Source organism: Sphingopyxis sp. C-1, assembly GCF_001047015.1.
Classification (GTDB): domain Bacteria; phylum Pseudomonadota; class Alphaproteobacteria; order Sphingomonadales; family Sphingomonadaceae; genus Sphingopyxis.
In genome coordinates, this window is the sequence record NZ_BBRO01000002.1 from 533,619 (window position 1) to 544,668 (window position 11,050).

At 65.3% G+C, this 11,050-nt stretch carries 10 protein-coding genes; 5 read left to right on the top strand and 5 right to left on the bottom strand.

Going from position 1 to position 11,050, the window contains the following annotated elements:
- Positions 1-2: 2 nt before the first annotated feature.
- Entirely contained in the window at positions 3-1,274 is a 1,272-nt protein-coding gene (locus SC1_RS17085; RefSeq protein WP_062185372.1) for a trehalase family glycosidase, read from the top strand.
- Here the strand turns inward: SC1_RS17085 and SC1_RS17090 are convergent, their stop codons facing one another.
- On the bottom strand, positions 1,275-2,066 hold the full coding sequence (locus tag SC1_RS17090; protein ID WP_062185375.1) for an AraC family transcriptional regulator: 792 nt from the start codon (positions 2,064-2,066) through the stop codon (positions 1,275-1,277).
- A gap of 36 nt (positions 2,067-2,102) precedes the next feature.
- Here SC1_RS17090 and SC1_RS17095 point away from each other — a divergent pair, with 36 nt between their 5' ends.
- Entirely contained in the window at positions 2,103-2,924 is an 822-nt protein-coding gene (locus SC1_RS17095) for a phytanoyl-CoA dioxygenase family protein (protein ID WP_202966825.1), read from the top strand.
- Between the two features lie 46 nt (positions 2,925-2,970).
- Entirely contained in the window at positions 2,971-4,278 is a 1,308-nt protein-coding gene (locus SC1_RS17100; protein ID WP_062185378.1) for a tannase/feruloyl esterase family alpha/beta hydrolase, read from the top strand.
- Positions 4,279-4,369: 91 nt separating this feature from the next.
- Here the strand turns inward: SC1_RS17100 and dnaA are convergent, their stop codons facing one another.
- The 3 genes from dnaA to mutM all read right to left on the bottom strand — a co-directional run bounded on the left by dnaA (position 4,370) and on the right by mutM (position 7,507).
- Complete coding sequence (dnaA, locus tag SC1_RS17105) at positions 4,370-5,737, bottom strand: chromosomal replication initiator protein DnaA (RefSeq protein WP_062185381.1); 1,368 nt, start codon at positions 5,735-5,737, stop codon at positions 4,370-4,372.
- A 504-nt stretch (positions 5,738-6,241) separates the two neighbouring features.
- Entirely contained in the window at positions 6,242-6,505 is a 264-nt protein-coding gene (rpsT, locus tag SC1_RS17110) for a 30S ribosomal protein S20 (RefSeq protein ID WP_062185384.1), read from the bottom strand.
- A gap of 189 nt (positions 6,506-6,694) precedes the next feature.
- Complete coding sequence (mutM, locus tag SC1_RS17115) at positions 6,695-7,507, bottom strand: bifunctional DNA-formamidopyrimidine glycosylase/DNA-(apurinic or apyrimidinic site) lyase (RefSeq protein ID WP_062185388.1); 813 nt, start codon at positions 7,505-7,507, stop codon at positions 6,695-6,697.
- Positions 7,508-7,600: 93 nt separating this feature from the next.
- On the opposite strand from mutM, the gene SC1_RS17120 reads away from it, so the two are divergent.
- Together SC1_RS17120 and ubiB are read left to right on the top strand one after the other, a co-directional pair.
- Positions 7,601-8,338: a class I SAM-dependent methyltransferase gene (locus SC1_RS17120; RefSeq protein WP_062185391.1), complete on the top strand. Its 738-nt coding sequence runs from the start codon at positions 7,601-7,603 to the stop codon at positions 8,336-8,338.
- The gene (gene ubiB, locus SC1_RS17125) at positions 8,335-9,885 is read left to right on the top strand and encodes a 2-polyprenylphenol 6-hydroxylase (RefSeq protein ID WP_062186909.1); all 1,551 of its coding nucleotides are present in this window, start codon (positions 8,335-8,337) and stop codon (positions 9,883-9,885) included. Before SC1_RS17120 ends, ubiB begins: the two co-directional genes overlap by 4 nt.
- Here the strand turns inward: ubiB and SC1_RS17130 are convergent.
- Positions 9,878-10,894 (bottom strand): hypothetical protein, encoded by a 1,017-nt coding sequence (locus tag SC1_RS17130; protein ID WP_062185394.1) that lies wholly within the window; start codon positions 10,892-10,894, stop codon positions 9,878-9,880. The two genes, ubiB and SC1_RS17130, sit on opposite strands and share 8 nt — an antisense overlap.
- Positions 10,895-11,050 lie beyond the last annotated feature (156 nt).

Sequence of the window (11,050 nt, forward strand, 5' to 3'; positions counted from 1 at the left end):
ACATGACAATTGACAAGCTTGACGCGGGTGCCCGCGCCATCCTGACCGCCAACGACCGCGGCGGCTACACCGTCCCCAACGGCCGGGTCTATCCTTTCCAGTGGAACTGGGACTCGGCCTTCGTCGCCCTCGGCTTCGACACCTATGATCGTGACCGCGCGTGGAAAGAGGTTGAGACGCTGTTCAGCGCGCAGTGGGACGACGGCTTCCTGCCGCACATCGTCTTCTGGCAGGACGACCCCGGCTATTTCCCCGGCCCCTCGGTCTGGGCGACGGGCAAGACCCCTGTCACCTCGGGCATCACCCAGCCGCCCGTGGCCGCGACGGTCGTCCGCAAGCTGTGGGACAGCGCGATCGCGGCAGAGGCAGAGGACGCCTATCGCCTCCGCCTCGAAAGCCTGTTCGACAAGCTGGTCGGCTGGCATCGCTGGTTCCGCGACTATCGCGACCCCGAAGGCCGCGGCGTCGTCGTCGCGATGCATCCCTGGGAAACCGGCCGCGACAATTCGCCCGAATGGGACATCCCCGGCGAGCCGATCGACATCTCGAACGTCGGCGAATACACCCGCCGCGACACCGGCCATCTCGACGCGAAGATGCGGCCGACCAAGCTGGAATATGACCGCTATCTCGCGCTCGTCCAATATGGCGTCGCGCAGGGATGGGACCATGCGAAGATCACCGCGGGCAACCCGTTCAAGGTCGCCGACATCGGCATGTCGATGATTCTGCTGCGCGCGAACCGCGACCTCCTGGCGCTCGCCGAATATCTTGGCCGCGACGAGGAAGCTGCCGAAATCCGCGCGATGATCGCGAAGGCCGAAGCCGGGATCGACTGGCTGTGGGACGAGGAAAAGCATAGCTGGTGCTCGCGCGACCTCCTCACCGGTCGCTCGTCGGGTTTCATCACCAGCGCATCGTTCCTGAGCTTCTACGCCGGCCTTGCCGACCCCGCGAAGGATGCCGCGATGCTGGCGCACCTGCACCGCATCGGCAGCAAGGTCGAATATCTGATGCCCAGCCTCGATCCCGAGGATCCGGGCTTCCAGATGATCCGCTACTGGCGCGGCCCGGTGTGGGCGGTCGTGAATTACATGATCGGCACCGGTCTGGCCGAAGCGGGTTTCGATGCCGAGGCGGCGCGCGTCCGCCACGACACGCTGGCGCTGATGGAACGCAATGGCTTTTACGAAGCCTATAGCCCCGTCGACGGGTCGGGCAGCGGCGGTGACGATTTCTCGTGGACCGCGGCAATCTGGCTGGCCTGGCGCTGATCAGCGATCGGGATCGACCACCGGTCCCCGGACACGCGCGCGTACGGCGCTCGGGCTCGCGCCGAGCAGGCTCCGCACCATCTTGTTGAAGCGCTGTGCGTCGGCGACGCCGCAGCGTTCGGCGACGCGCCAGATCGGCAGGTCGGTCGATTCGAGCAGGAAGCGCGCATGTTCGGCGCGCCGCTGGAGCAGGCGGTGCGGGACCGTGGTACCGAAGCGGCTGCGGAACAGCCGCGCGAGATAAGCGGGCGCGCGACCCGCCGCGGCGGCGATGTCGCGCACGCCGATCGCTTCGTGGAAATGACGGTCGATATATTCGGCGGCGCGCGCCGCGGCATCGTCCTCGGGCAATGGGTCGGTGCGACGCGCAAGCGTCAGGAGAAGGTCCTGCGCCGCGAGCCGTGCCGCGATATGCGCGATCGGGTCGCTGGCGGTCGCGAACAACCCGCTGATATGCGCAAAGCGTTCACGCAGGGCGGCGCATCCCGGCAGGTGGAGCGCAATCGGAGCACACGTCCCTTGCCCTTCCACAGCTTCGATATGGATGCACCAATGGGCGCCCGGCGCGGCGAGGTCGTAACTCGACACCAAGCCCGCGGGGCTCAGCGTGATATCGCCAGGCGCGATGCGGATACGCTGTCCCGCCAGCTCCATTTCGCCCGTGTAGCCGTGGAGATGCAGTGCGTGGGTGCGCCCCCGATGGATCGTCGAAAAACCGCTGTCGGCGAGGACAAATTGCCCCGCGACAGCAATGCGGGGCAAATCCTCCAGCGGCAGATCGAGGTTTTTCATGTTCGATTTTTTACCACAAGATAAGACGTAGGCCAATTGCGATCATCGGCCGAAAGCGGCACGGTCGGCGCATATCTGGACCATAAGGATGCCGCGGCGATGCTGAGCGAAGAGCAGAAAAAATTCTATGACGAGCAGGGCTATGTCCTCGTCCCCGGCCTGTTCAGCGCCGAGGAAGCCGCGGCCTTCCGTGCCGAGATGCACCGGATCGCCGACAAGGAGGGCAACAGCGACGCGACGTGGGACAGCGTGCGCGGCAGCGGCACGACGATCACCCACTGCCACGACGTCCATTTCCGCTCGGCGATGGTGACGCGGCTGCTCACCGACCCCCGGCTGACCGAAATCGCGCAGGACATCATCGGCCCGAACGTCCAGCTTCACCACAACAAGATGTTCATCAAGCCGCCGGAAAAGGGCTCGCCCTTTCCGATGCATCAGGATTATCCCTATTTCCCGCATCGCGACCATTCGATGATCGCCGTGATCCTGCACTTCGACGACGCGCCCGAGGAAAAGGGATGCCTGCGCGTCTATCCGGGCACCCACAAGCTCGGCCCGCTGCCCGCCGAGGGCAAGGATCATCATGCCTCGACCGAAACCTATCCGATCGAGGGCGCGACCCCGCTTCCCGCGAAGGCAGGCGATGCCTTGTTTTTCCATTATCTGACCGTCCACGGGTCGGGGCTCAACACCTCCGACGAACCGCGCACGACGCTGCTGATCCAGCTCCGCGATCCCGCCGACGTGCCGCTCAACGACCGGCATAGTTCGCGCGGCCAGGGGATGATGCTCGCGGGCGTCGACCCGACGGCGGGGTCGTTCAAATTCGCATGGGAAGACGAGCAAGCTGCCTGACGTCTTCGCCTGGCTGCCCCTGCTTCTGTCGTTCGGCAGCCCCGCCGTGGATGACCGCTGCGCCCATCTTGCCACGCTGGCGCTCGACAAGGCCGTGGTCGAAAGCGCGGTGCTTTCGGACGGCATCTGCCGGGTCAGCGGATCGGCGCATCCGGTGCCCGGGTCGGACATCCGTTTCACCGTCTACCTGCCCGCGCCCGAACGCTGGCGCGGGCGTTATTACCAGATCGGCAATGGCGGCTTCGCGGGTGCAATCCATTTGCCGACGCTGGCCGAGGGCGCGGAGCGCGGCGATGTCATCGCGGCGACCGACACCGGACACCGCGGCGACGGCTTCGATGCGAGCTGGGCCGCGGATCGCCCCGTGGCCCTCGCCGACTATGGCTGGCGCTCGATCAAGGCGACCCGCGACGCGGCGGACGCGATAACCCTCGCCTATTATGGCCGCGCGCCCGGGCATCGCTATTTCATGGGCTGTTCGAACGGCGGGCGGATGGCGCTGATGGCGGCGGCGCGCTGGCCCGAGGATTGGGACGGCGTGATCGCGGGCGCGCCGGCCAATCCATGGACGGTCCAGCTACGTCATTTCGGCGCTATTCAGGATAGCGTTCGCAGCGCGGACGGTTGGCTCGGCACGCCGCAGCTCGACCTCATCCGACGCACCGCAATCGCGGCCTGCCCGGCGAAATCGGTACGGAACGGCATTGCTCAACAACCCGGCGCGTGCCGGCCGGACTGGTCGCGCCTTGCCTGCACGGGCGGGCCACGGTCCGGCTGCCTTTCGAAAGGGCAGCTTGCCTCGCTCGCCCGCATCGTCGACGCGGGCTACCAGCCGGCCGCGATGGATATCGCCGACTGGCAACGATGGATCGTCAACGCGGATCCGGCCGCCCAATCGCAGCGGACCTTCGCCGAACAGTCGCGGCAGCATCTGTTCGCATATTATTCACCCGCACAGCTTTCGGCCGAGCTTGATGTGCGCCCCGCCGATCTTCAGCGCTTTCGCGACAAAGGCGGCAAGATCCTGTCCTATTTCGGTTGGTCCGACGCCGTCATTGCGCCCCGCCTGGGTCTCGACTGGTACCGGTCGGTCGGAAAGGCGACGCAGGGGCAGGCACCGCTGCCCGATTTCTATCGGCTCTTCATGGTACCGGGCATGCAGCATTGTCAGGGCGGTGCGGCGGCGACGAACTTCGGCCAGTCGCTCGATGCCCCTGCGGGCGCCCGGCATCCCCAGTACGACATCCGTCTCGCGGTCGAGGACTGGGTGGAAAAGGGATCGCCCCCCGACAGGTTGATCGCCCAGGGCAACGGCCGTTCCGCGGTTTTGCGCCCCGTCGATCCGGATTTCTAAATACCGCCCGCAGACCGCCGAACAGCGGCCAGCCAGGGCGTGGATAACCCCGGGGATAACCCAGGGGACAACTCCGGCATAAGCCTGTGGATCAGCTGTTGAGAGCGCGCCGGATCGCCGCGATTTCGGCGTCGAGTTCGCTGTCGGCGACGCGCAGCGCCTCGACCGTGCGTACCGCGTGGATCACCGTCGAATGGTCGCGCCCGCCGAAACGGCGGCCAATCTCGGGATAGGAACGCGGCGTGAGTTCCTTCGCGAGGTACATCGCGACCTGGCGCGGGCGCGCGACCGCGCGGACGCGGCGCTTCGACGCCATTTCGCTCTTGTCGAGACGATAATGCGCACAGACCACGCGCTGGATCTCGTCGATCGTGATGCGCGGGCGCGCGGTACGGACATTCTCGGCGAGCCGGTCTTCGGCGAGCGTCAGGTCGACCGTCGTGCCGGTGAGCGCGGCATAGGCGAGCAGCTTGTTGAGCGCGCCTTCGAGTTCGCGAATGTTGCGGGTGAAATGCTTGACCAGATAGGCGACGACATTGTCGGGCACGTCGACCATCGGCATCGCGGCGAGCCGCTGGCGAATGATGCGTTCGCGAAGATCATCCTCGGGCGCTTCGATATCGGCGACAAGCCCGCCCGACAGACGCGACAGCAGGCGTGCCTCGACCCCGTCGAGCATCGCGGGCGGACGGTCGGCGGTTACGACCAGGCGCTTGCCCGCGGTCATCAGGTCGTCGATCGTGTGGAGCAGTTCTTCCTGCGTCGAATTCTTGCCGATCACGAACTGGAGATCGTCGAGCAGCAGCAGGTCGGCGGCGCGCAGCCGCGCCTTGAACGCCATCATGTCACCGCCACGCATCGCGCCGACGAATTCCAGCATGAATTTTTCGGCCGACATCAGGATGATGTTCGCGGTCGGATGCGCTGCGGCATAATCCTGCGCGATCGCCTGCAGCAGATGCGTCTTGCCCTGCCCGGTGCCCGAGCAGAGGTAGAGCGGATTGAACTGCGGCGCCTCGACCATCGCCATGCGGCGCGCGGCATTGGCGGCAAGAATGTTGCTGCGCGCGACGACGAAGCGGTCGAACGACTGGCGCGGGTCGAAACCGAGCAGCGCCGGATTGGCGGCGGGCACAGCCGGCGCCGGTGTATCGAAGTTCGGTAGCGGCGCGGCCGCGAGGCTCGCGGCGCGGTCATCCGCTGCGGCGCCGCCGCGCACCATGACGCTGCGGACCGCGGGCAACTGCTGCCGCCACGCGAGTTCGAGCCGGTCGCCGAAGCGTTCGTTGATCCAGTTCGCCGAAAAGCGGCTGACGGTTTCGAGCGTCACCACGCCCGACAGCGCGCAATAGTCGGCAAAGCGCACCGGCTTCAGCCAATGGTCGAAGGTACGCACGCCAAGGTCGCGGCGCAGCCCTTCGGCCACGCGCGGCCAAAGCGTCGCAGCATCTCCGCTCATCGCTCCGCCCTTTGCGTCTTGCCCATGCCGATTGCTGCTCTCTATCACGCCGTGCCGCCCCCTCAGGTCCCCGCGCGCCGGACGATCGGGCGGCCGGCCACGCGCCGATCCGTCCGCTGCGCAAGTGGCACAGCTTTCCTGTCCGAGACAAAGCGTCCCGAAAAGTTGCGAATCATGTCGATGTGGCGGCCGCCGGCGAAGGCCGACGACGCCCCTGTCTAGTCAGGGGTCGCCGAGTCGATCAAGGGGCGCCCATGTAAAAATACTGAAATAAAAATCTTGACTCATCGGGGGCACCGGAATCGCGCCAGCGTGCCATTTTTCCTTATATTTTCAATGAGTTAAATGTGACAATCCAGAGACGAAACAACGAATCGCCGTAATTCCGTCACTTACCGCGCTGCAACACTATTGCCATCGCGCTGTCACAATATCGGACGCAAAAAAGGACCCGCGGGCAAGATGCCAGCGGGTCCTTTTTGTTCCCTTTCGGGACGAGCCGGTTCAGGCGATCGCGTTGACGCTTTTCGTCAGGCGCGAGAACTTGCGGGCCACGGTGTTCTTGTGGAGCACGCCCTTGGCAACGCCGCGCGCCATTTCAGGCTGCGCCGCCTTCAGTGCGGTCGCGGCCGCATCCTTGTCACCCGCTGCGACGGCGACTTCGACCTTCTTCACCAGCGTGCGAATGCGCGAAACGCGATTCTTGTTCACGACGGTGCGCGCGGTGTTGCGGCGGATGCGCTTCTTTGCCTGCGGCGTATTGGCCATAAATTCCTCTAGTCTTTCAAACGGTCTACATGGTCGGAGCACAGCCTCAGCGGAGCAGCCGAATCGCGCAATTTGCAGCGAATCAATGTCCGGATGCGGCCGGTTCCGGACGACCGGACCCTGCTCGAAGGGTGCGCGCATAGCGATGAAGGGTGATTTGGTCAATGGCTTTGCGGGTGATTCCCCGCATTATCGTTGGCATTTCGGGCAATAAAAGGTCGACCGGCCCGATTGCACGATACGCGCGATCGTCCCGCCGCATTCGCAGGCCTCGCCTTCGCGGCCATAGACACGCCAGTCCTTCGCGAAATAGCCGAGGTCGCCTTCGGGGCTGAGGAAGTCGCGCAAGGTCGATCCGCCGGCCGCGATGGCGGCGATCAGCACCTGCTTGATCGCGGGCACCAACACCGCAAGCTTGGCCTTCGATACGTCGGCGGCAGGCTTCACCGGCGAAATGCGCGCCATGTTGAGCGCCTCGCAGACGTATATATTGCCCAGCCCTGCGACGATCGTCTGGTCGAGCAGCATCGCCTTGATCGGTGCACGCCGTCCCGCCAGCGCCCTGGACAAATAGGCGGCGTCGAAAGCATCCGACAGCGGTTCGGGGCCCAGCGTGACAAAGGCGGGAAACCGCATCAGCGGATCACCCGACACCAGGTCGACCGATCCGAATCGCCGCGGGTCGTGGAGGAATAGCCGATGCCCCGCCCCGGTTTCGAGCAGCAGATGGTCGTGCTTGCCCGCCTCGCCGCCCTCGGTACGCCAGCGCCCCGACATGCCGAGATGAAAGATCATATGATCGTCGCGGTCGGTCGAGATGACGCCATATTTGGCGCGGCGCGACAGGCCGGTGACCGTCGCGCCGGTCAGTCGCTGCGCGAGGTCGGCGGGAAAGGGGCGGCGCAAGTCCGGACGATATGTCGTGACGGCGGTCAGCCGCTGGCCTTCGAGAAACGGCGCGAGGCCGCGGACAGTGGTTTCGACTTCGGGGAGTTCGGGCATATCGCCTATCGGGCTACGCGCCATTTGCGCGGGCGGCAAGGCCCCGCTAAAGGCCGTTCGACTTTACCACTCCCCCGCAAAGGCGCGCACTCCATGGCCACTCCCGACACCGTCAGCTTCGGCTATGAACAGGTCCCTGCGGGGGAAAAGACCGCAATGGTCGGCGAGGTGTTCAGCCGCGTCGCGCGCAAATATGACATCATGAACGATGCGATGTCGGGGGGCATGCACCGCCTGTGGAAGGATCGCTTCGTGCGCCGCGTGAAACCGCGCGAAGGTGAGACGATCCTCGACATGGCGGGCGGCACCGGCGACATCGCCTTTCGCATGGAGCGCTTCGGCGCCAGCATCACCGTTGCCGACATCAACCCCGACATGCTGGGCGTGGGTGTCGAACGCGCCGCCGAACGCGGCATCGACAGCCTCGTCTGGTCCGAACAAAATGCCGAGAAGCTGTCGTTTCCCGACCAGTTTTTCGACGCCTATACGATCGCCTTCGGCATCCGCAACGTCACCGACATCCCCGCCGCGCTGAAGGAAGCGCACCGCGTGCTGCGCTATGGCGGGCGTTTCTTCTGCCTCGAATTTTCGACCAACGAATGGCCGGGTTTCGCGCAGGCCTATGACGCCTATTCGCACCATCTCGTCCCCAAGCTCGGCAAGCTGATCGCCGACGATGAGGACAGCTATCGTTATTTGATCGAATCGATCCGCCGCTTTCCGCCGATGCCCGAATTCGCGAGGATGATCCGCGAAGCCGGCTTCACGGCGGTCAAGGTCGAGCCGATCCTCGGCGGGCTCGTCGCGATCCACAGCGGGTGGAAAGCTTGACCCGACCCGTCACCCATATCGTCCGCCTGCTGAAGTGGGGGCGCATCCTTGCGCGTCACGGCGCGCTGCGCGGAATCGAGAGCGCGCCGCAGACCCCGCCGGGGGTCAAGCGCCTCTGCCGCATTGCTCGGCTAGGTACGATCCAGCCAAAGATACCCGACTATGCCGCGGCCTTTCAGGCGATCGGCCCGGCCGCGGTCAAGCTCGGCCAGACGCTCGCAACGCGTCCCGACCTCGTCGGCGAGGAAGCCGCGCACAATCTGCTGACGCTGCAGGACGCGCTCGCCCCCGTCGCCTTCGAGCGCATCCGGCAGGAAATCGAGGCGACCTTCGAGGTTCCGCTTGAGAGCCTCTATAGCGAATTCGATCCCGAACCCATCGGATCGGCGTCGATCGCACAGGTCCACCGCGCGGTGACGACCGATGGCCGCAAGGTCGCGGTAAAGGTGCGCCGTCCCGGAATCGACAAGCAATTCGCGCGCGACATCGAAACCTATGAATGGGCAGCCGCGCATCTCGAGGCGCTCGGCGGTGAAGCAACGCGGCTGCGCCCGCGGCAGGTGATCGCCAATTTCCGCCGCTGGACGCTTCGCGAACTCGACCTCCGCCGCGAAGCCGCCTCGGCGTCCGAACTTCGCGACGCCATGGTCGGCGTTCCGACCTATGAGGTCCCCGCCATCGACTGGGACCGTACCGCGAGCCGCGTCATGACGCTCGACTGGATCGACGGGATCAAGATTTCGCGCCGCGACGCGCTGATCGCCGCCGGGCACGATATGGAAAAATTGTCGGCGAACCTCGTGAACGCCTTCCTGCGGCAAGCGATCGCCGAGGGCTTCTTCCACGCCGACATGCACCAGGGCAATTTGTTCGTGAAGTCCGACGGCACGATCGCCGCCGTAGACTTCGGCATCATGGGGCGGATCAACCGGCAGGCGCGCTACTGGCTCGCCGAAATCCTCTATGGGCTGACCACGGGCAATTACCGCCGCGTCGCCGAAATCCATTTCGAGGCGCAATATGTCCCCGACTATCACAGCGTCGAGGAATTCGCGACGGCGTTGCGCGCGGTCGGCGAGCCGATGCGCGGCAAGCCGGTGAGCGAGCTTAGCGTCGGGCAGATGCTCGACGGCCTGTTCGCGATCACGCGCGATTTCGACATGCAGACCCAGCCGCATCTGCTGCTGCTGCAAAAGACGATGGTGATGGTCGAGGGCGTCGCCACGATGCTGAACCCCAAGATCAATATGTGGGACGTCTCGGGCCCGTTCGTGAGCGAATGGATCCGCGACGAACTCGGCCCCGAGGCCGCACTGGCCGATGGTTTGCGCGAACAGGGCAAGACGCTGGCGCTGATCCCCGACATCATCCGCCGCCTCGACGCGCAATTGCCGAAGAAGGGCGCCGCGCCGCCCGCACCGCCGCTGCCCGACATTCCGTTGATGTGGGATTCGGGCGAGAACCGCCGCTGGTGGCGTTATGCGCTGACCGCGCTGGCGGGTGCGGCGGCGGGCGCCGCGGCATTGTGGGCGCTGGGGATCAGCTAGAGGTCAGGTCCTTCAGCGCATCCTTCTCGGGCTTCTTGCCAAGGTTGCGGATGCGCCAGACCACGACCGACAGCACGCCAAGCGCGCTGACCAGCGCGAGCAGCATCGTACGGACACCGCCAAGGCTGTCGGTCAACCGCGACACCATCATATCGAAGCGGCCGATCGCGTCGGCTTCGACATCGACCGCGATCATCCGGCTGTCGATCGTATCGAGCGGTTTGCCATTCTGTTCGGCAAGGCTTTCGACCTTCACGCCCAGCTTGAGCTGTCCGTCCTGCTTTGGCGAGACGGTCCAGTCGAACGAGAGCATGCGCGACAGCCCGCGTTCCTTGCACTGACGTGCCGGCCCGTTCAGCTCGAACTGTGTCGCGAGCAATTCGGCGCAGACCCACGAGCCGAGCCGAATGTCGACGGTCTTCACGTCGCCGGCGTCGGTCGCGCTGTCGACGACCTGCGCCGCGACCTCCTTCGCGCCGATCACCAGCTTGACCGGATAATCGCGCCCCATCGCCATCCGGCGGGGCGGATCAAAGGCGGCAACGCCGCTCTGCATCGTCGCGAGCAGGCCCGAATAATTGGCACATTCTTCGGGTGTCGCGAGGCCGCCGAGCTGCGGGCAGGCGATCTTTGCGGAGGCGCCCGGATCGCTCGCGGAGCCCGCAGCGGAATCGGCCAAATGCGTGGCCCCCGTCGACCCTGCACTGGCGCCCGGGATGTTGATATGCCCCTTGCGCGCGGCTTCGACCTGTTTCTTGGCCTGGGCCACGGCGGCCTTTGCTTCTTCATAGGCGCGCATGGCTTCGGCGCGTGCCGATTGCTGTTCGCGAGCAGCTTGCTGTGCCATTGCTTCCTGTTGGGCGCGATAGGCGGCCGCGCGCTCGTCTTCATAAGGCGAGGCCCCGCCCGGCGCAGGCGGCAGCATCTCGGGCGCCTTTTTTGCGTAACCGCACCCCGAAAGCGCAAGCGATATCGCAAGCACAAGCGTCCCGCCCCAAAACCCGTTCATTCAGCCCCCCATCCCCGAAGGCGACCCCCAATCGCGAAATTGCATGTTTACAAGGTCGCGTCCACATGAAGCCGCCATTGGTTACCGGATATTTACCTTAAATCGCCACTATCCGATCCTGACCAACCCCGGACGTGAAATCCGGAAAAACCGAGG